Here is a 21,723-nt window from a genome sequence, read left to right as displayed (position 1 = left end):
AACCTGTTACAATTTCATTTTATGTTGAAATCTTCCATTAAACAAGTTCATAAAATTCATATAAACAGGACGGTATATTGGCCTTCTTCTAGCAATCTTAATTATGCAAATAACTTGTCCTATTCATTATTAGATGCAAAAGCATTCAACGCATTTGTTTATGAATGAAAAGGAATACATAGTAATAGGCGAAGTCGTTGCCTTGATCCTTTTTCTGCCACGGTGTAAATGCTGTGCCCATATGGTACGATGATATCGGAATATTTGAGCACACATATGGGAGGGACTAACATGAGCAAGGCGAGGCTGTGCTTTATCGGGGCTGGCTTTCACGCCTCAACGAATATATATCCTGCTGTCATTGGGGCAGGTGCTGAAATTCAAGCGATTGCGACCAGAGATTTAGGCAGATCGAAGGCAGCGCTTCAGCGGTTTGGGAGCAGCGGCACCCCTTATGACAATTACAAGACCATGCTGGAGCAGGAGGACTGTGATGGAGTTGTCGTGATTGCACAAGCGGCAGATCACCCGTCGCTCGTACTGGACTGTATTACGGCTGGAAAGCATGTTTTTGTAGACAAGCCACTGGGCTGGAACGCTGAGGAAGCGGCTCAAATTGCAGATGCGGCCGAGGCGGCGGGGGTCGTGCTGATGGTCGGTTTTATGAAGCGCTACGCGCCTGTATACATAAAATTGAAAGAACTGATTGAGGGAGGCTCGCTTGGGGCCGCACGCTCATTTCAGGCGAAATTTCTCGTGGACAGTACTCTATTTTGCAAAACCGGTGAAGATTTCATGAAGCTGGCGGCGGTTCATATGGTCGATTTGGTACGTTATTTGTTCGGAGAAGTGGCGCAGGTTACCGGATTTGCGAACGATAACGGCGAGTTTATTTCGCATACAATTTCGCTAAAATTTGAAAATGGTGTGGTGGGCAGCGTATACTTCGCAGGGATGACAGCATGGACGCGCGAGAGTGAAGGTATCACTGTAACCTTTGATCACGGGTTTGCGAACGCGGATGAGGTAAACACACTGCTCATTCACAAGTCGGAGAGTCACGCGGAGCTCCCCTGGAAATCCCTTGCGGAAACCGATACGGTTCTGACACCGTCAGCCTCGGCGATGTCGGGCGGCTACCGTGATTTGTATTTGCGCGGTTTTGTTGGTGAAATCGCTCATTTCATGAACTGCTGCCAAGAAGGACTGACGCCTTATTCAAGTGGACGGGATAACGTGAAAACGATGGAACTATGTGACCGTATTTTGGCTGCGCTTCAATAGGATACAGATTTAATAGACAAGCTTTGGAGCCTGAACTGTACCTTAGTTTAGTTTGGGCGCTTTGAAAGAAGCTTCGGTATAACTAGTGAGTAGATGGCTCCTGCATTCTTTGGGAGTCATCTTTTTCGTTTACCCTGTGATTTTTTTATTTCATATCCGTCTGGTTCGTCTTTATTCATCATCTCTGCTGTAAAATATGCTAACAGAGGAGAACGATGCGATAGAATAGAAAAAGAAAGCGTTATCAATACCCATTTTTCTGTGATGGTTCAGGGGGAGAAGGCATATGCGTTCAAGGTTCCAACCATTAAACACGTTGCGTAATCAGATCTTTATCGGATTTATACTGGTGATGCTCATTATGATGAGTGTAGCGGGGGCGTTCATTTACCTCAATGTCTCTCGCCTATTGAAAAACAGTGCCGAGCGGCATATTGGTCAGACCGCGGTACAAGCAAGCGGCAGGCTGGATGCATTAATCGGCCAGATGGACAGCCTGACGGAGCAGGTGGCGAACCATCCGTCTGTTCAGCATATTTTGCTGGAGGAGCGCAGCGGGGGCAAGGTGACTTTTCGGCAGCGTCAATCACTACTGCAAGTGATGCACAGCTACCAGGCTTATATGCCGAGTGTCGGTTCGCTGGAACTGTACACCGCTGAAGGGGAGATGTTGTTTCCGATAAGGGAGGGCAGTCTGGAGGAGCGGATCGGACAGGCGGACATCCGGGAAGCGAATCAGATGAAAGGAAGATTAGTCTGGATCGGCATCGATCCCGAGGACCCCCGGTCGCTGCTGGCGATTCGGCAGGTGAGCCTGGTAGACCGTTGGTTTTCACGCGGAGGATATCTGATTACCCGTATAGAGCGAAGTTATTTTGGACTAAATGATGTATCGAAGGTCAAGGAAGAAGCGGGTGAAACGATGCTGCTTGTAGATCGTCAAGGCCAGCTGCTGTCAGGCGAGCCTATGAACCAGACGGATTTGTCAGGTGTACTGCACAGCAGGGCACAGACGGTTCATATTGGGGAGCGGGAATATGTAAAGGCGGTTCAGCAGTCGGAGCGGACCGGCTGGTCGCTGCTGATCCTGATTCCGGTTAGCGTCGTCACAGACGGGATTACGGTTTTAAGGACTACACTTATGATCTCTGCATCTCTTGGTGCCGTGTTATTCCTGTTTATGTCCTTTATGCTGTCTACGTTGATTACCAGACCGATAGGTCACTTGATCCAGGCGATGCGCCGTTCACGGCAAGGAGCATTGACCTTGAATCCAGAACCGGCAGCAGCGGTTGAGCTGCGGGAATTGAACGCAGAGTACAACACGATGATTGTCGATATCAATGAATTGATCCGTGTTATTTGCGAGAAGGAGGTTTTGCAAAGCCAGACCGAGCTTAAAGCCCTGCAGGCACAGATTAATCCGCATTTCCTTTTTAATACGCTGGATGCTTTCAACTGGTCGCTACAGGAAAAGGGGGAGGAGGAGCTTGCCGGGCTGATGGTGTCCATGTCACGGTTGTTTCGTTATATTATCGAGCCGGCTCACCATGACGCTTGGGTGACGCTTGGGGAAGAAATGGCACAAGTCCGCCGTTATCTGGAACTGATGGAGATGCGCCTGGGTGAACGTCTGAGCTGGCAAATTCATATGCCTCCAGAGGCGGTGAGAATTCCGGTTCCCAAGCTGCTGATTCAGCCTATTGTAGAGAATGCCATTTTGCATGGCGTCGAAAATCGTATCGGCAACGGCCGTGTTGAAATCCGTGCCACTCCTTCGGCAAGATCGGGATGGACCAAGATCGCAGTCATAGATGACGGGCCGGGCATGACACCGGAGGAGCTTGCGGCTGTGCGTGCAGCGCTAATTGAGGGATCGGCCTGCCAGAGCAAGGGGACAGGTATGGGACTGGTTAATGTGCAGCGCAGGCTTGCCCTCTATTATGACAGTGCATCTGATCCCACGGACGGTTTGCTGATACATAGTGCTGTACGGGAAGGAACGGTGGTCGTTTTTGAAATTCCTGATGAATACGGAGGGCGGTAGAAATGAGTGTTTTATCCAAAACCATTCTAATTGTAGACGATGAACAGAGAACACGTCAGGGGATACACCAGACACTGGAGCAATGGGCCGCGGGAAAATACCGGATCGTGACATCGGCTAATGGTTTGGAAGCACTACATATGCTGCGGGCGGAGACGGTTCATTTGCTGATTACGGATGTCCGGTTGCCGGAATTTAGCGGACTGGATTTGATCCGCTCTCTGGAACGGGATTCACGTCGGCCAGCGATCATTGTCATCTCGGGATTTGCGGAGTTTGATTATGTCCAGCAGGCTCTTCGTCTGGGAGCCGTCAATTATTTGCTCAAGCCGATTGATAAGCAGGAGCTGCTGAAAGCGGTAGATGAAGCGCTACGGCTGGAGGAGGAACGTCAGCGATACGAGAAGCTGGAAAAGATAGCTGATCCTGTGCTGTTAGAGCTTGACCTCCAAGCGGCTACATTTAGTGACCCGGTACAGCGTGCCTTCATCTATATGGCGGAGCATCTTCATGAATCCATCACGATGGCGCAGACTGCTGCGCATTCACACCTGAATGCGAGCTATTTTAGTGTTTTGTTCAAGGAGCAAAGTGGCTTGTCCTTCACCGAATATCTGCACCGGCTGCGGATGCAACGGGCCAAGGAGCTGCTGCTGCATACCCGGTGGACGATTGCGCAAATCGGAGAGCGTTCAGGCTACAGGACCGATAAATATTTTATTAAAGTGTTCAAAGCGTCCGAGGGGGTAAGTCCCAGCCGCTACAGGCAGCAGATGCGTAAAGAGCCGGGGAATATTGATTGACAGCATATGCTGATGCTGCTCACAACCCAATACACAACCCAATAAAAGTGGAATTATACCCAATCAGCGTACCCTGTTGGAAGCAGGAATGGAGTGCTAAACTTACAAATGATAACGGTTACAAAAAATACAACTACATTAATGGAGGTCTAACGATGTCCAACGAGTATGGTTTGCGTAAGCGCTCACACCGAAAATGGGTTGCCGGGTTGATTCTGCTGCTGTCATTAATGCTGGTGCTATCCGGTTGTGGTGCTGGTAAAGATGGCAAGGGTGGTTCCGATGGTGGAGGGGGAAAGATTACGCTCAAAATGATGCACCTGTGGCCAGAGGGAAGCTCGGCACAGCAGAGCAAGCTTGTGACCCAGATTATAGATCAATATGAAAAGGATCATCCGAATGTCGTCATTCAGCAGGAAGTGCTGGAAAATGAACAATACAAAAACAAACTCAAAGTGCTGTCAGCCTCCAATGAATTGCCGGATATCGGCATCACCTGGGCGGCGGGCTTCATGGAGCCTTACGTCAAAGGTGGATTATTTACGCCGATGGATGACCTGTTGAATGGCTCCAAGCTGAAGGGCAAATTCGTACCGGGAACGACCGAAGCTTATGCGCTGAATGGAAAAACGTATGCGCTTCCCATCGAATTGAACATTTCCCCCATCTACTACAACAAAGCCATATTCCAAAAATACAACCTGAAAGTACCTGCGACATATGACGAATTGAAGCAGGTTGTGAAAACACTTGCAGATCATGGAGTTGCACCGATTGCACTGGGCAATAAAGACCGCTGGACTGGCTCGCTCTGGTATATGTATCTGGCGGACCGTATAGCAGGTAACGAAACGCTGAAAAAAGCGATTGACGGCTCAGGCTCGTTCGATGACCCTGGTTTAATCCAGGCGGCATCTGAAATCCAGACGCTCGTGGATATGAATGCATTTAACAAGGGATTTAACGGCTTGTCCAATGATGAAGGGAAATCCGAGTTTATGAACGACAAGGCCGCTATGTATTTGATGGGGACTTGGGAATTGCCGAATTTTACGACCAATCCTGCCATCCCGCAAGCATTTAAAGATCAAATTGGCTTCTTTAAATTTCCGATGGTTGCAGGCGGCAAGGGCAACGTGAACAGTTGGGTAGGAGGCCCGGGAGTAGGCTTGTTTGTTTCGGAAAATTCCAAGGTAAAAGAAGAGGCCAAAGCGTTCGTTGAGTATTTCGTAGTCCAATGGGGCGAGCAGTCGGTAACGCAGGCGGGAGTTATTCCGGCGACGAAAGTGGACACCTCCAAAGGAAATTTACCCAAGCTGTATGTCGATTTGCTCAATGGGCTGAACCAAGCCAGCAGCATTACATTATTCGCCGATGTACAGATGAAGCCGAATGCGGCGCAGGTACATTTGAATATGATTCAGGCGTTGTTTGGCAAAGCAGTGACACCGCAGCAGTTTGCCGATCAGCATAAGGCTGCCATCGAGAAAGGAAATTGAAATTGATCACCTAAGGAGGTTCGGCCGTGGAAAAGGTCATGTCCAATAAGCTTGTCATTGCTCTGTATGTGTTGCCCTCCCTGCTGCTGTTACTCGCTGTGATTTATGTGCCTATTGTGCTGACCGGCTATTACGGCCTGAATCAGTGGAATGGAATCGGCTCCATGACATTTGTCGGGCTGGACAACTATCAACATTTGTTCACAGACACGGCGTTCTGGCAAAGTGCTTGGCACTCGCTGCTGCTGGCCTTGTTTTCAGGCGTCAGTCTGATCGGTTATCTGGTCATTGCGATGATTTTGTCAGGGAAAATCAAGGGAGCCAATCTACTGCGGAAAATGTATCTGATTCCCATGCTGCTGTCTTCTGTAGCTATCGCGCAATTGTGGCTCAAAATGTATCATCCTACGAACGGAGTGCTGAATTCCTTACTGGTGTCGCTCGGAGTCCACAACCCGCCCGAATGGTTGGCTAATCCGTCTCTGGTGCTGCCTGCCTTGTTCATCCCGATTATTTGGCAATATGCAGGCTTTTATATTCTGATCTATTATGCCGGGCTGAAAAACATCCCCGAAACGCTGGTGGAGGCTGCCCGGATCGACGGGGCCAGTGCCTGGCAGATTGCGACTCGTATCAAATTGCCTCTGTTGCGCGAGGTGATTAACGTCACGATCATATTGTCCATTGTCGGCTCGCTCAAATATTTTGACCTGATCTACGTCATGACGGACGGTGGGCCGAACGGAGCCAGTGAAGTGATGGCTTCTTACATGTACCACCAGGCGTTCCGCAGCTTTGATTTTGGATATGGCAGTGCTACAGCCTTTGCCCTGCTAGTCATCTGTCTGGTCGCTACATGGCTGATTCGCAAGGCTACCGCTTCCGGTGACACGATCGAATATTCATAGTATGGTCATGCAAATAAATAATGGACAACAAAGCACAGGAAGAGGGAGGTACAGACATGAAAACCCAGGCAGCCGCCAGCTATCCGCTTGGAGTCGCTACTCGCAGCAGACTGTTAACCCGGGCCGGTTATGCCGTTTTGTATACCATTTTGATCATCTTGGCGGTGACGCAGCTATTACCGCTGCTGTGGCTGATGCTTTTCTCGCTTAAAAATAATCAGGAAGTATTTAACCTTCCACCGTTTGCACTCCCGTCCCAACCGCATTGGGAAAACTATGTGAATGTGTGGACCAGTGGCAATATCGGGCGGTATTTTTTCAATAGTGTGTTGATTACACTCATATCCGTGGCGCTAACGGTGCTGCTGGCCAGTTTCGTAACGTTTGCGATTACACGTATGCGCTGGAAGGGAAGCCAACTGGTCCTCGGACTCTTTATGGTCGGACTGATGATTCCGGTCCATGCCACCTTGATTCCGTTGTTCAGTATGTTTCTCAAGCTGCATCTGACAGACACGCCGCTGTCCATCATCCTGTCGTATGTCGCTTTTAATCTGCCTACAACGATGATGATCCTGCTGGGATTCTATTACGCTTTGCCCCGGGAAGTAGAAGAAGCGTCCGTTATGGACGGCTGCTCTGTCAACCGGATGTTCTTCCGGATTGTGCTGCCTATGACGACCCCGGTGATGGCAACGACCTCCATTATCAACATGATCTATAACTGGAATGAATTTATTTTCGTCAATACGTTCATCAGCTCGGACGAAAACAAAACACTAACCGTTGGCGTCCAGAACTTTATTGGACAATATACGACCGATTGGGGAGCGATCGGAGCTACGTTGATGATCAGCATTTTGCCCATTTTGCTTGTGTTCCTCATTATGAGTGACCGGATTGTGGAAGGGATCGCCGCCGGGTCGGTTAAGGGGTAAAACAAATTCCCCTGCCGGATTTAAAGTGCACCTCTTAAAGCAAACATTGGAACAAATCTCTTGGTTTGTCCGATGAATGCTAGGGGGGCATTTTTATGCGAGTCTAGTTTGAGTGGTGATCAAATGATAAGGGAAGTTGTATTTTTCACTTCAAGAAATTAGCTTGTAATAAAAAATATAAGCGAAATTATTATCAAAAATAGATATATACTTGAAACCCGTTTTCCAATAAGAGCTCCAAATTCGTTAGGATTTTTATATCCAATGATTAAACTGGGAGTAAAAAAAATACTGGAAAGAAAAAGGGTGTAGTGAAACCCAGTATTGTCAACATTAGACCATGCGGGCAATCCTAAAAAGGAAAGCAACTGGTCACCAAATATGTAATTGCCAAATTCAAAAGAAACAGCCATACCAAGAAGAGCTAAAAGCAGTGAAAGTGATCCCCAACCTATTTTTTTTTTCGTTTTTTCTCAACAGTGTAAGGATAATTAGCAAAATTGCAATTGTTTGTATGCTATACGTCAATATTGATGAAAAGGGATGTTCCATAAAGTCCCTCCTTGAAGTATTTGTCTATGTATTATGATATGAAGTAAAGTCGACAAAATAATCATATCAAAAAGATGTTTTGCTGTATAAAAAATAATACTGGTGGCCCTTAAAGATGTGTTAGGAGCCACCAGTAAAATCTAATTTTCGATACATACCTTTATTTTGATTAAGAATTATTGTCCAATTAGTTCTAAGATTTGTGTATAAGCATTCCTATAATGATTGGGGTTAGGATCTTCTCCTATTATTTTGGGTACGTCAAAGTCAGACAGCAGGAAATGGTGTTTGGGTTGAACTTCGTGCCTTGCTAAGCAACTCTTGCAACAGGACAAGGGGCAGCCGTCAATTGCAATGATGTCGCGTCCCGATTTTGCTGTTCTGACAAGTGGCTTGACATCACCACCAACACCAGCAATGCAGGACATTTCAGCGACTTTTTCTCGATCCATTTTTATAGCGATCATGTTAGCGGTTTGTGCTGCGGAGGAACATCCAGAACATGAATAGACAAGAGGTAAATCAGTTCTTTTCATCTTTGTACACTTCCCTGTTTTTTCTTTGTGATCCATCACGGTATCTTTGATTTTAAATGAAACAAATTAAAATTGTTTGTATTTTAACTTAAATTTGCAGGTTAGACCGTGATAATGGTCACGACAATATTTTCCAAAATCTATTATAGATGTGGCTCAAACCCAAAATCAGTGGTTGACGTTGAGGAAAAGGAGAGTGGAAGAACGTAGGGATTATGGAGAAACGAAGTGCAAAACTTTTTAATATTGATATATTTACAGATTATGGTATGTGTGCTATGTTTACTATGGAAGCGACACCATGAGTCGACAGATTGCGCAATTATTTATCATATTTCACATGGAAAGGAATAATGGGAATGAAAAATTTGCTCAAAAAGGCAAGCGCAATTATGCTGGCATTTACTCTGCTACTTGGATTAATGACAGCACCCGTACAGGCAGACGACACCCCACTTTTCACGATTGAAGGCGAAAACGCCCAGCTCACATCCGATCTTCAAGTGGCGACTCAAATTTACGGACAGCCCAAGCCCGGATTCTCCGGGAGTGGATTTGTCTGGATGCAGAATTCCGGCACAATAACCTTCACAGTGACTGTCCCGGAAACCGGCATGTATGCGATCTCCACTCGGTATATGCAGGAGTTGAGTCCTGACGGCAGACTTCAATATTTAACCGTTAACGGCGATACCAAGGGTTCGTATATGCTGCCTTACACGACCACGTGGTCGAATTTCGATTTTGGCTTTCATAAGTTGAAACAAGGAAGCAACACCATCCAACTGAAGGCCGGTTGGGGATTCGCTTATTTTGACACCTTCACTGTGGATTATGCCAATCTTGATCCCTTGGATGTGCAGCCTGTCCTCACCGATTCTAAAGCCACACCGGAAACTCAACGTTTGATGAATTATTTAACGGAGGTTTACGGCAACCATATGATCTCCGGCCAACAGGAGATTTATGGAGGCGGAAATGACGGAAATACGGAGTTGGAGTTTGATTGGATACACAATTTAACCGGAAAGTATCCGGCAATCCGCGGCTTCGATTTGATGAACTATAATCCGCTGTACGGTTGGGAGGACGGTACAACCGATCGGATGATCGATTGGGTAAATAACCGGGGCGGGATCGCGACAGCTTCCTGGCATATCAATGTGCCCCGAAATTTCACCGCCTATCAGCTCGGGGAGTCTGTGGATTGGAAGAACGCCACCTACAAGCCGACGGAAACCAATTTTAATACAGCCAATGCGGTGGTTCCCGGTACTAAAGAATATCAATACGTGAAGATGACTATTAAGGATTTGGCAAAACAGCTGCAGATTCTGCAAGATAACAATGTGCCGGTTATTTTCCGTCCCTATCATGAGGCGGAGGGCAACGGCGGGTTGAAAGGGGAAGGCGCGTGGTTCTGGTGGGCTTCGGCAGGCGCGGATGTGTACAAACAGCTGTGGGATCAGATCTATACCGAACTTACGGAGACGTACGGCTTGCACAACTTGATCTGGACCTACAACAGCTACGTGTATAGCACTTCTCCCGCATGGTATCCCGGCGACGATCAGGTGGATATTGTCGGCTACGATAAATACAATACGGTCTACAACCGCTATGACGGTTTGTCCGGCGTACCGAATGAGGATGCCATTACCTCGATTTTCTATCAGCTTGTTGATTTAACTGGCGGCAAGAAAATGGTGGCCATGACGGAGAACGACACCGTCCCAAGCGTACAGAATCTGACAGAGGAAAAATCGGGATGGCTCTACTTCTTGCCCTGGTATGGCGAGCATCTCATGAGTTCCGCCTTTAATTATCCGGCCACCCTGAAAACACTTTATCAAAGTGATTATGTAATCACGTTGGATGAGCTGCCCGATTTAAAGGTTGACGATAAAACCCCAAGAGCGTCCATCACACCTACAAACGTCGAATTTGACACATATGCGTCCAATCAAAGCGACAAAGCCATAACCGTGAATTTTAACGACAATACGTTAACCGCTCTCCGAGCAGGCGACAATGCATTGACCGTGACTCAGGATTATACCTTGAACGGAAATACGCTGCTGCTGAAAAAAGAATTCCTGGCTGGGCTGCCGGTTGGCGAGCATTCAATCGTCTTTGATTTTAATCAAGGAAAAGATTCCGTATTAAAAGTCAAAATTGTCGATTCAACACCGAGCGCTGCGATTTCGCCCGTGAATGCGACATTTGATAAAGCGGCGAATCTAGGGCAGGATATTTCCGCATCTCTTATCTTAAACGGACACCAGCTTGCAAGCATAACGAATGGAAATTATACGCTTACATCGGGCCAGGATTATACGGAATCAAGCGCTGCTGTCGTTCTGAGTAAATCCTATCTTTCCACGCTGCCGCTGGGCCAGAATGCGATAACCTTTCATTTCAACGGAGGAAATAACGCTGTTCTTACAGTAAATGTAGTGGACAGTAGTGTTGTTCCTGTACCCGCGGGAGACTTGACGATCCAAGCCTTCAACGGCAACACGAGTGCCTCCACCAATGGAATTTCACCCAGATTCAAAATAGTCAACACCGGTGATTCGGCGATTCAGCTTAGTGATGTAAAACTGCGGTATTACTATACGATTGACGGGGAAAAGTCACAGAACTTCTGGTGCGACTGGTCCAGTATCGGGAGTGCGAATGTAACCGGCAAATTCGTTAAACTGGCGACTCCGGTTGCCGGAGCCGATTATTATCTGGAAATTGGTTTTACGAGTTCGGCTGGAAAGCTTAATCCCGGTCAGAGCGCAGAAGTTCAAGCTCGGTTCTCCAAAACAGACTGGTCCAATTACAACCAGGCTGACGATTACTCGTTTAAGGCATCCAGCAGTCAGTTCGCAGACAACGAACAGGTTACCGGATATATGAACGGTCAGCTTGTATGGGGGATTGAGCTGTAAGGAAGTAAGAAAAAGGGTTGGATCGGGGGTTATACCCTGCTCCAACCCACATTCAATCAAAATGCCAGCTTTATAGCAATCACGATTACGTGTGAAGTAGTGGCGGCGCTGGTAAGCCTTGATGCGATTATGCCGTCCTTCAATGGTTTCGTTCGTCCAGCGACAACGATGGTAGTTTATGATCTCATCCTGCCAATTTCGCATGGTTTTCAAGGTGCTCCGCGTACGGCGTTATGCAATTTTCTTGCCTTGCTCCAACCAACGGGTGAAACCCACTATCAGGTCTAGCAGAATCTCCTGTGTATTTCTGATGGGGAGGGATGGCAAGTCTTTGTTTTTGTGTAGTGAGATTTGAATTATATTTAAAAATAAATTTTTCATTAAGGGAATTTTAGATTTATATATAAATGAAAATATTAAGAAAATAAGTAATAGATAAAACAAAAAAACAGGTCAATCTGGCGGTCCCTGACCATAATCGACCTGTTTTATGTAACGCTTTAGCGTTATTTGGGGTATAAAGTGTGCGTACTATCAAAATGGAGAAATCTTTATACATATGGTGTTATACAATATAAATACTGATAGTTAATTCTTATAAAATTTATAAATCAATATTCCTGTACTACATTTAGGTTTCTTCTCATTTCTTTAAGATACTTTTCGATTTCTTGCTCATCTTGCGGATTTTTTTCAATGTATCTCTTTGCTGCTAATTTAAAATAATAATATAGATTTTCATAAGCAATAATTATCGAATCATCTCCGTATTCGATTTCAATACCTTTGAACTCTTCATGATATAAACTTTTATCACTTTCATCAAGATCACTCCAAAAGGTAAAGCCGCCGAAATCTGTCCCAAAACCAACTTCCCTACTTAAATACTTCATTGCATCTTTGAATGATCTTGATAAGTAGCAAAAATTCATCAGCCCTTCCAAAGGCAAGTGTTCAATACTAATCAAATCTTCAGAATTTAAAAGCTTTTCCATTTTTCTTCCTCCTAAGGTGTGGTTGGGAATAACGATGTTATACTTCCATTTTCATAATATCCGACCCATGATACTCCTTTTGAATCTACTCCCATCCAAACACGAGGTAAAGTTCCTGACGTCTCTTTTGTTAAAGCATTGTTCGCGGCTTCGATACCTCTCTCAATATATTTTTTATCAGATATAACATTAGGATCATAAATAGTTTTCTTTAGCACCTTACTGTTATAAATACCAGTCGGTTGTCTTGTTTTAGGATCTAATTCAGGCATGCTATACTCTACTTGTTTAACCCCCCTTACTTCATTACCATTCACGTCATAAACTTTATACTCGTTTACTACTTTTACATCATTTTTATAAAACTCCTCACTATTGTGTGCACCAACGATTCCTTTTTTGTTTGGGTGCTCCTTTCCGTTTTTATCCACAAACTCTCTATGTTTTATATGAGTCTCCAACTCGGGAGTTGCTGTTATTGATGATTTAACAATTTCTTTTTCCTTTTTTAAATATTCTTTTATATTTGAGGCTTTTCTTGTATTTGTACTCTTAGCTACATTATATATGACCTTCTTTTGAATTTTACTATCTTCTTCTCTAGTTGCCTTGGAAGCAGTCTCCCGTAATGTTTTCCTTGTCTGTTGATCCTGTTGTTTATATTGGTTTTTCGTTGTTAACCTTTCATTTGGTTGTGGCATGTAGCCTCTGGTTTCAAGAGTTTGGTTATTTTTTTGGGTAGCTATGTTTTCTCTAGCTGCTATTTGTTGTCTTGATAATAATTCCTGGACTCTTACTTTTGCACTTACTCCAGAAGAAATATTAAAGAATCCTTTTCCTCTACCCAGTTTTGAAAGTATCCCCTTTAATTCTTTAGTATTGTCCACACCCCCTCGACCACCAATCATAAGAGGGTTTTCTGTCATAATAGCATAGAACATCCATTTTTTCTCTTCTTCGGATACTCCTTGCTTCCTAGTTAGCATGAAGAAATCGCCTGGATAATTATTTTTCCATTCACTATAGTATTGGCGATCCGGTTTACCGTCACGAGTACGTACAAGACCATCTTCTCCTCGATAACTCCCCGGTTGAAGTTTGGGTGTAAAATCTTCGGTATATGCTGCCCTAAGATAATCCTGCCAGATTCTTTCGTAGTCTTCTTCTGTCAGCTCTGGTGGCGCAGCTTCTTTTTCTGCTTTAAGAGCAGCTTCAGTTCTAGCTTTTTCTTGTTCTTTATATTCCCTCAGCATTCTATCTCGAACGCTTTTAGGAACTTGCTGATAGGCATGAACCATAGTTTTTGATGCTGCCAGCAAGTTTTGAACCAGCTCTAATGTGCCATCGGAATGCGCTATATGACGCGCACTCGTATACACTTTACCCAAAATCCACTTGCTATAGTAAGCTTGTTTGGCTTGCTCATGCTCGTATTGACTAATCAACCCTTGCATGGCTAAACCAGCCAAGTGTTTGAGCGGATGCAATCCTGATTCTTTATGGCCTCCAACGGTAGGTGTACCTTTACTCCGAATGGGGATCGCTGCGGTGGCTTGTAAAACCGTTGCTGCTACTTTACCAGAGAGGCCACCCACCATATTCAACATCACGCTGGACACTTTTCCCATCACTGGAATGGAGCCTAATAGCTTGGACACCGTACCCATCAGGGCATTCGCCTGTTGAAGTGCTGCCGGACTTGTAACCTTTGCTTTAGGAGTAGGAGCTTGGCTGGTCTTGGTTGTTGCGGCTTGTGCAGCTTCATAGGCTTTTATACTCATCAATGGCGGCTCAGGCACAGGCGGGAGGTCAGCCACGAAAACAGGTGCTTTTACTGTACCTTCCTGATAAATCACCGGAGCTTTGGTATCCGTCTCACCATCCAGTACCATGCTGCTGGCTCCGCCTTTCAGATACAGCGCCGTTCCAGCTTCGAGCGAAAGTTCCTCACCTGCATCCAGCTTTACATGACTACCCTGAATCTGCACATTCCCTGGACTGTTAACGGTAATGCCACCATCTTCATTCAGTGTAATTGAAAATCCATCGGAGGTAGAAAGGGTCAGTTCTTGCTCAGACATTTCTATCCCGCTACCTTGCACATGTTGCCATGCCTTCACATTCGGCTGTCCATTTGTGTGGCGTTGTTGTCGTAGCGAATCCGTCACATAGGCATCCTGTTCGTGGTGTGTTGGCAGATACAATTCCACCTGTTCTCCGATTTCAGGCATATCGTACCAGCCACCATGTTCTTCAGCGACATAACGGGTGGCCACGGGAAACCAGCAGGCTTTGGCAGGATCTTGCTTCGGATCGATGTCCAGTTGAAGCTGGACGAAATCCTGCTGTACCTTCAGCACCGTTCCTGTCAGTGAAATCCCGGTAGCCTGATCGTTTTCATAACGGGCATAGCGGATATCTTGTTCGGCTTGAAGATCGTAACGGGTTCGCAGTAAGCCATCTGCTAACGTTGTTACTGCCCGAACCACGACCAATTCTTTACCTTGTCCAATCGGTAACGTGATCAGGTCACCCAGAGCATAGTATTGCATGCTTTCAATCATATAGGTGACATACGAGCTAGCACGTTGTTCTCCCGGCTTTTCCGCATCCAGCTCATGAAACGTTTTCCGTACCCTGTAAAATACATCCCGTTCCACTTTGTGCTGTTTGCCTTCTGGCATCCCGAAGAAAACCTTAGGCGAGGCTGCGGTTACCTCTGGTACAAGTACGGAACCAAAGCGAGAGGCTAGACGCTTTAAAAACGCCCAATCGGTCTCATCATATTGTAAAACAAATGTCTCCAGTTTGGCATAGTTCGTGACGGTATCAATGGCATCTCCATATTGATATTTTCGAACCAGCGCAGTGACCAGATCATCATAAGTGCGGTGAATATCTTGATAGGAGCGTCTTTTACTCTTAATATCCATCTGGTACGAATGGGAAGCGGCCTCCAGTTCAAATGTATATACGCCTCGTACACAATGTACGGACATGCGCGTAACGATCCCGTGGAACAGTCTTCTTAGCGATTGTCCCTGATCATCCAATTGACGAATTACAATCGGCTCCTGCTCCATATCCTGTCCAATGCAAGCTGCTCCCTGTTCTTCGGAGAGCATACCGCTAATATGCAAATAGGCATGATCGTTGATGGCACGTGTTATTTGAAGTTGTTCGATGTGTTGCGGCTGAAAGGGACCATAAAAGCGTAGGCTTTCATAGCCGATTGCTTCTGACAATACACTCAAGTGGGTTCATGACTCCTTTCTAGATGCAATGGTTATTTCCAAGTAAAGTACGTCATCTTGCAATCGCTTCTGAATATTAGAAGCCGCAGATGGGTACAAATTTGAGTCGAGATAGATATGTATTACAGGATTTGTTTAGTATAAAGGTACGAGAGGTGATATTTAATAAACAACCCAGCATATGTATTTATCGGTTAAAAGAGAAATTTAGTTTACAGGATGACCCATTGGAAGCGGTATTTACAATGTTTATATTTGGAAGAAGGAGATAACGGAGAGGGGTTTTGAGCAGAAAAAAGCATATAATAGATGAAGAGGGAGTATAAAAAGATATTTATAAAAGATTGAGCTTTAATGAAAGATGAGGGTTTATGTTATGCCAAAAAACGATAATATGCTGGCAATTCTATGGATGCTGAATTCAGGCGTAAAAATGACTGCAAAACAAATATCCGAAAAGTTAGAAATAAATATAAGGACAGTTTATCGTTATATTGATGCACTATGTGCCAGTGGAGTGCCTATAATATCCGACACAGGTCATAATGGCGGGTATAGCTTGCTGAATAATTTTATTAGAGCACCCTTACTATTTGATATTGAGGAAAAAAAGGCACTCCTTCATGCTGCTGTTTTTGCAAAAGAAGCTGGATACCCTTTGAGTGAGGCATTAAGCAATGCGACATCAAAGTTGAAAATGTATTCGAATCAAGAGCAGGAAAGTATACTTAGCCGTCATTTAGCCGGATTTGAAGTGATAAATCGCATGGGAGATCCTTCTCTTCAGCCGGTATTGGCAGAATTGGAGCAGGCTGTAGCGAACGAATTCTCTGTAGAAATGGATTATCGCACAAGCCATGAAGAACAACCCAAGAATAGGGTGATAGACCCCTATGGAATGTTTTACTGGAACAACAAATGGTATACTGTTGCATTTTGTCACCTAAGGAATGAGATCCGTAGCTTTCGGGCAGATCGGATTCTACAAATCAAGCGTACTCCAATCATATTTAAGCGTCCTGAGGCTTTTTCGGCTCGTGAATTTTTTATGCAAAATTTGTTACCTGGTTTAGTGGACAAGGGCGGTTTAATTTCTTTAATGATCGAAGGCAGGTCAGAGGCATTGGATGACTTATGTCTGCATTGGTTTTTGGGGCATCATCTGAAAGAGCGGGCATCAAATCAAGCAATCTTTTTGCTTGAGGAGAAATCAATTCATACATATGTCCCTTATTTACTCCTACCCTACGGGAAATCCATTCGAGTAATCGAACCACAGAGTTTGAAGAAAAAACTTGTTGCTGTTGCGTCGGAGTTAATGGAATATTATCAACTTTAATAGCTTCACTGACAGCAGATGTCAGTGAAGCTTTTTTATAATGAGGATAATCATTGATTACCGAGGGTTGGTATCACTTGATAAATTATAAAATAAGGAGAACTTGTAAATGAATAGTACGGTATATCTTTATGTGTTTGACACCATGGCAGACTGGGAAATAGGTTACTTAACTGCCGAACTGAACTCGGGGAGATATTATAAGAAGGGGCTGATTCCATCCAAAATAGTTACTGTGGGAATTGAAAAGACTCCTGTAACTACAATGGGCGGATTGAAAACCCTGCCTGACATCAAACTGGATGAGTGCAGCATCGAAAGCACAGATACATTGATTTTACCCGGTGGAGATACATGGACAGAAACAATTCACCAACCCATCTTAAAATTCGTTGAGAGATGTTTAGAGGAAGGTATATGGGTTGCTGCGATTTGTGGTGCTACAATGGGACTCGCCCAGACAGGATTGCTGAATTCACGTTGGCATACAAGCAATGATCTAGGATACCTCAAAATGACCTGTCCCACTTACACGGGCGAAAAGTATTACAAAACGCAGTCTGTTGTAACGGATGGAAAACTGATCACTGCATCTGGAACAGCTCCGTTGGAATTTTCCGTACACGTTTTGAAAGCTCTGGGTGTGTTTTCTTCTAAAACATTAGAAGCCTGGTATAGTCTAAATAAGACCCATAAATCCAAATATTTCTATGAGTTGATGAATTCAATCCAATGAAGGTATGAGCATAAAATTGAACTGTTACGAACATTTAAAGGAGGAGTTAAAATGACTGAAAGCAGAGAATATACGGGAGTGTCAGGTGAATATACAAAGAGTGGAATGCCCAACGGCTTTACATCTATTACCCCTTTTATTACAGTGAAGAATCCTTCTGAAGCAATAGAGTTCTATAAAAGTGTTTTCAATGCAAGGGTTAAGGATATCACTGAATATCCTGATGAGAATGGCAATAAAATAATTGTTCATGCGGAATTAGACTTTGGGAATGGTTTTTTGCAACTGGGAGCAGCGAATCCGACGTATAAATTGGTCTTGCCGCCAGATGAAGACAATGCGTGTTATTCTTTAGGAATTTACGTAATGAATGTTGATCAGGTATTTGAAAATGCGGTAGCAAGAGGAGCAAAAGTAAGAGAACCAGTTGCGAACTTTGTTTCAGGTGATCGATTCGGAAGTATATTGGATCCTTGTGGAGTAAGATGGTCTATTATGACTAGGATCGAGGATTTGTCAGAAGAAGAAAGTAGTCGGAGGGTTGCTGATTGGGCCAAAAGCTTTAGTGGAGAATAAAGGCAATCACTTTTTTGGTGAAATTATTAAAAGTGTCTATCTGCTGAAATGATGTAATAGAAATTCTGGTGCAAAATAGTTGGCGGATAATACGGCATCATTATCACCACATAAGGCATGTGCAGTGCGTGGTAGTAATATATCGAGATCATGTAGACCTCAAATAAACCCGTACTATTCCAAATAAAATCGTGCTAAAAATCGAATAAAGACGTGATAAAATTGAGGAAATCACTGTTTTGTAGCAAATGTTTATTTATACGAGCAACGGTGGAATGTGGGTTTGAGGGCTGTTTTTTAGCATGGGTTTATTTATACTGAACATAGTAGGGACGAAAAAAGGAGAAAAGTAATTTTCTCTTTTTTCTTTTTGGAAAAGAAAGTGGAAACGGTAATAGAATCACTGAGAACAAGGATTAATTGAATTAAATATGTTACGTTGAAAATTGGAATTTATATTCGATGAAATTAAAAAAAAGAAAGCACATTTATGGAGAAAACATGCCTTTTCAGAATATTCATAAGTGCATTATACTTAAAAAATGCAGGACAATATTACCATTTGTCGAATCTATCAGAATAAAAGAGATTCTTGTATCTCTTGGTATTTTGACTTAGTTAAAAACAAGGTTTTCCATCGAAGAATTCAAACAAAAAGCTGAGGGGGATTTTTATGTGGGCAGATAACGCTTCTAAGATAGATATGCTTTCTTTTGAACCATACGCTGAATTATTGCACGAAATGTCATTAAGTGAGCGGGTAAATCCATTAACAATAGGCCTTTTTGGTAATTGGGGAAGTGGAAAATCAACAGTTCTAAATTTAATTAATAAAAAGATAACGGCTGAAGATAATAAAAAGGTTGTGTCTATCTTTGTAAATGCATGGATGTTTGAAGGATATGATGATGCGAAAACAGCACTTATGGAAGTGATTCTAAGAACCTTGGAAGACAACAAGGGGGTCAAGGAAAAGGTCGGGGGGGTACTCAAAAAGTTAAAAGATAGAGTAGATTGGTTTAGGTTAGGAGGGTATGCCTTAAAAAAGGGAACTCCTCTACTTTTAAGTGCGGCATTTGGGAATCCTATACCCATGTTGATGGAAGGCTTAAAAACAATGATTCCCAAAGACCAAAGTCAGGCAGAAGAGAAAATCTCTCAATTAATTGAAATGAAAGAATTCCTAAAAGATCTTCCTGAAGATAATGTTGTTCAAAATATCAGAAAATTTCGTGAAGAGTTTGAACAGATGATGGATGATTCAGGATTAGAAAATTTAATCATTATTATTGATGATTTGGACAGGTGTAGCCCAGATCGCATAATTGAAACCATGGAGGCAATAAAGTTATTTTTGTCGGTGAAAAGAACAACTTTTATCATCGCAATTGATGAAGATGTTGTGAGCTATGCAGTACAACGAAAGTACCCTAAGATAGATGATGCATCGCTTGATATTTCAAAGGATTACATAGAAAAAATAGTGCAGATGCCTATTAAGATACCTGAGCTATCGGATATTGAAGTGAAAAACTACTTATTACTCTTAGTTTGTGAAATGTTTTTAGATGAAATTCACTTGGATAGATTGCTATCTGGATTAAAGGAAAGGAAAGTCTTTGTAAAGGGAGAGATTATAAGTCAGGAAGAAATCCGTTCAATATTAGAACATGAGGATGAAATTTCAGATGCATTTTTCAAACCAAGTCACAACAAAGAAGATTTTGAATTGCAGTTGGATGTTTTTGGGAGAGTGGCAGATATTATTTCGACTACGTTGAAAGGAAATCCACGTCAAGCAAAAAGATTCTTAAATACCTTCTATATAAGAAAGAAACTATCAGAAATTCAAAATCTTGAACTTGATTTAGGGATACTTGCTAAGTTAATGGTTCTGGAGTACACCAATCTGGATGTTTTCAGAGAGGTGTATTCGTGGCATATAGCAAATGAAGGATTTGCCAGAGAGCTTGCACCGTTAGAAAAGTATTCTCTCGATGCAGAAACACAAAATATTGACGAACTAAAACAGCTATATAGTAATGCATGGTTTAAACCGATCATTCAACATTGGCTAAAGGTAGAGCCAACTAAATTATCTGAAGTGGATTTAAGACAGTATTTCTATTTAGCAAAGGAATCGATTAAAGAGAAGAATATCTCAATGTTGAATTTGACGGCTGAAGAAAGGAAATGGGTCAGCGACATATGTGTTGACGGTCTTCAGGAATCGTTGAGACAACAAAAAATAGAGGAGTTCAATAGAGCAGATGTTGATCATTCAAAAATTATAAAAGGGATTATTGCGAAGTACCAAACAAATAGAGAATTTATCCTAAAGATATTAATAAAGATTTATGGATTGTTTCCTAATCATAGAGAAGAGCTGGTCAAAGAGTTCAAAAAGTTGAGGAAAGTTGATATGTCTCCAGCAAATGTGATGCAATTCAATTTTGTCAAACAAACAAACATTCTACACTACGATGAACTGAAAAAGTATTTTATTGAAGAGGGAATAGTAGAGGGAGAGCTTTGGGATAGTGTAGCAAACAGAAGAAGATAAAACGGAGGGGAAATATGGGAACTTCAAAAGGGTATTTACCACCAACGGGACATTTATGGAGTGAAACAAAAAGAGCGGTTTCTAGCATGAACAGAAATAACTATAGTAGCAGTTCTATCGGTAAAGCTATTTCAAGCTTTTCCAAGGCGAGTAGTGGAACCAGAAATCAAGGAAATGCGGCAATAGGAGCTTCTGGAGCTAAAGCTTTGAATTTCGCCGACCTTGTTAAAAGCATAGGATTAGACAACGCTCTTAATCAAGTGGGATTAGCACATTTGGCAGGTCAAGACCCTCAAGCAGTATTTGAGGGTTTAGTGAATTATTTTTCAGAAGGGACAAATTCTCTCCAACAATCAATTGCGGATCAGGCCATGCAAGAATACATGGAAGAAATGATGGGGAGTGTACGAAATAAAGATGAACTTGAAGATGCCTTTGCTAAATTGGAGTCGGAAGTTTTTATACAAGACTATTTAACAAAGTATGTCCAAGTATCGTTCTTTACTAATTTTGCTGAAAAAATCAATGCTCTTTGTAAAGATATTGGACAAGCCGTGAAAATGCAGGAGAGAATTAAGGAGTTTATCAGGCTTGAAATTGCAGAAAATTATAAACGTGATGGTTTGAAAAGTGGATCGGCTACACTTAGTTGGACAACAAAAATAAGGGCTTGTAGAATAAACATATCTTCATAAGGAGCGGATCATCTACATGCCTAAACAACGACGTACCTTTACAGCAGAGTTCAAGAAAC

At 43.3% G+C, this 21,723-nt stretch carries 16 protein-coding genes and 2 pseudogenes; 13 read left to right on the top strand and 5 right to left on the bottom strand.

What is annotated here, in order from left to right:
• Positions 1-291: 291 nt before the first annotated feature.
• The 6 genes from BAZ21_RS20650 to BAZ21_RS20625 all read left to right on the top strand — a co-directional run bounded on the left by BAZ21_RS20650 (position 292) and on the right by BAZ21_RS20625 (position 7,479).
• The gene (locus tag BAZ21_RS20650) at positions 292-1,284 is read left to right on the top strand and encodes a Gfo/Idh/MocA family protein (RefSeq protein ID WP_068504704.1); all 993 of its coding nucleotides are present in this window, start codon (positions 292-294) and stop codon (positions 1,282-1,284) included.
• 286 nt (positions 1,285-1,570) lie between these two features.
• Positions 1,571-3,331 carry a cache domain-containing sensor histidine kinase gene (locus BAZ21_RS20645; protein ID WP_068504702.1) on the top strand — a complete coding sequence of 587 codons (1,761 nt, stop codon included), beginning with the start codon at positions 1,571-1,573 and terminating at the stop codon, positions 3,329-3,331.
• A 2-nt stretch (positions 3,332-3,333) separates the two neighbouring features.
• Positions 3,334-4,134, top strand: a complete 801-nt coding sequence (locus BAZ21_RS20640) for a response regulator transcription factor (protein ID WP_068504700.1) — start codon at positions 3,334-3,336, stop codon at positions 4,132-4,134.
• Positions 4,135-4,289: 155 nt separating this feature from the next.
• Positions 4,290-5,633 carry an extracellular solute-binding protein gene (locus BAZ21_RS20635; RefSeq protein ID WP_068504698.1) on the top strand — a complete coding sequence of 448 codons (1,344 nt, stop codon included), beginning with the start codon at positions 4,290-4,292 and terminating at the stop codon, positions 5,631-5,633.
• Positions 5,634-5,659: 26 nt separating this feature from the next.
• Positions 5,660-6,541, top strand: coding sequence for a carbohydrate ABC transporter permease (locus tag BAZ21_RS20630; protein ID WP_068504696.1), 882 nt, complete (start codon positions 5,660-5,662; stop codon positions 6,539-6,541).
• A gap of 56 nt (positions 6,542-6,597) precedes the next feature.
• A complete protein-coding gene (locus tag BAZ21_RS20625; RefSeq protein WP_068504694.1) occupies positions 6,598-7,479 on the top strand; it encodes a carbohydrate ABC transporter permease in 882 nt (293 codons plus the stop codon).
• A gap of 158 nt (positions 7,480-7,637) precedes the next feature.
• Here the strand turns inward: BAZ21_RS20625 and BAZ21_RS30125 are convergent.
• A pseudogene (locus BAZ21_RS30125) lies at positions 7,638-8,031 on the bottom strand (hypothetical protein).
• A 176-nt stretch (positions 8,032-8,207) separates the two neighbouring features.
• A complete protein-coding gene (locus BAZ21_RS20615) occupies positions 8,208-8,567 on the bottom strand; it encodes a putative zinc-binding protein (RefSeq protein ID WP_068504689.1) in 360 nt (119 codons plus the stop codon).
• 359 nt (positions 8,568-8,926) lie between these two features.
• On the opposite strand from BAZ21_RS20615, the gene BAZ21_RS20610 reads away from it, so the two are divergent.
• On the top strand, positions 8,927-11,506 hold the full coding sequence (locus BAZ21_RS20610; RefSeq protein WP_068504688.1) for a glycosyl hydrolase: 2,580 nt from the start codon (positions 8,927-8,929) through the stop codon (positions 11,504-11,506).
• 48 nt (positions 11,507-11,554) lie between these two features.
• Here the strand turns inward: BAZ21_RS20610 and BAZ21_RS30400 are convergent.
• The 3 genes and pseudogenes from BAZ21_RS30400 to BAZ21_RS28125 form a co-directional block, all read right to left on the bottom strand.
• A pseudogene (locus BAZ21_RS30400) lies at positions 11,555-11,782 on the bottom strand (transposase); the annotation flags it as partial.
• 335 nt (positions 11,783-12,117) lie between these two features.
• Complete coding sequence (gene cdiI / locus BAZ21_RS20605; RefSeq protein ID WP_068504686.1) at positions 12,118-12,501, bottom strand: ribonuclease toxin immunity protein CdiI; 384 nt, start codon at positions 12,499-12,501, stop codon at positions 12,118-12,120.
• 11 nt (positions 12,502-12,512) lie between these two features.
• On the bottom strand, positions 12,513-15,626 hold the full coding sequence (locus BAZ21_RS28125) for a CdiA family toxin C-terminal domain-containing protein (protein WP_373441565.1): 3,114 nt from the start codon (positions 15,624-15,626) through the stop codon (positions 12,513-12,515).
• Between BAZ21_RS28125 and BAZ21_RS30300 the strand changes: the two genes are divergently transcribed.
• The 6 genes from BAZ21_RS30300 (at position 15,537) to BAZ21_RS20575 (ending at position 21,664) form a co-directional block, all read left to right on the top strand.
• Positions 15,537-15,719 (top strand): hypothetical protein, encoded by a 183-nt coding sequence (locus BAZ21_RS30300; protein ID WP_373441567.1) that lies wholly within the window; start codon positions 15,537-15,539, stop codon positions 15,717-15,719. The genes BAZ21_RS28125 and BAZ21_RS30300 overlap by 90 nt on opposite strands.
• 412 nt (positions 15,720-16,131) lie before the next feature.
• Positions 16,132-17,094: a helix-turn-helix transcriptional regulator gene (locus BAZ21_RS20595; protein WP_068504684.1), complete on the top strand. Its 963-nt coding sequence runs from the start codon at positions 16,132-16,134 to the stop codon at positions 17,092-17,094.
• A 109-nt stretch (positions 17,095-17,203) separates the two neighbouring features.
• Complete coding sequence (locus BAZ21_RS20590) at positions 17,204-17,830, top strand: type 1 glutamine amidotransferase family protein (protein WP_068504683.1); 627 nt, start codon at positions 17,204-17,206, stop codon at positions 17,828-17,830.
• Positions 17,831-17,881: 51 nt separating this feature from the next.
• The gene (locus tag BAZ21_RS20585) at positions 17,882-18,406 is read left to right on the top strand and encodes a VOC family protein (protein ID WP_068504681.1); all 525 of its coding nucleotides are present in this window, start codon (positions 17,882-17,884) and stop codon (positions 18,404-18,406) included.
• 673 nt (positions 18,407-19,079) lie between these two features.
• On the top strand, positions 19,080-20,969 hold the full coding sequence (locus BAZ21_RS20580) for a KAP family P-loop NTPase fold protein (protein ID WP_068504679.1): 1,890 nt from the start codon (positions 19,080-19,082) through the stop codon (positions 20,967-20,969).
• Positions 20,970-20,983: 14 nt separating this feature from the next.
• Complete coding sequence (locus BAZ21_RS20575; RefSeq protein WP_068504677.1) at positions 20,984-21,664, top strand: hypothetical protein; 681 nt, start codon at positions 20,984-20,986, stop codon at positions 21,662-21,664.
• The last annotated feature ends 59 nt before the right edge of the window (positions 21,665-21,723 follow it).

It is taken from the genome of Paenibacillus kribbensis (assembly GCF_001705305.1).
GTDB classification, from domain to species: Bacteria; Bacillota; Bacilli; order Paenibacillales; family Paenibacillaceae; genus Paenibacillus; species Paenibacillus kribbensis_B.
The sequence above is the reverse complement of the archived record's forward strand: the minus strand, read 5'-3'. Positions and strand labels throughout refer to the sequence as shown.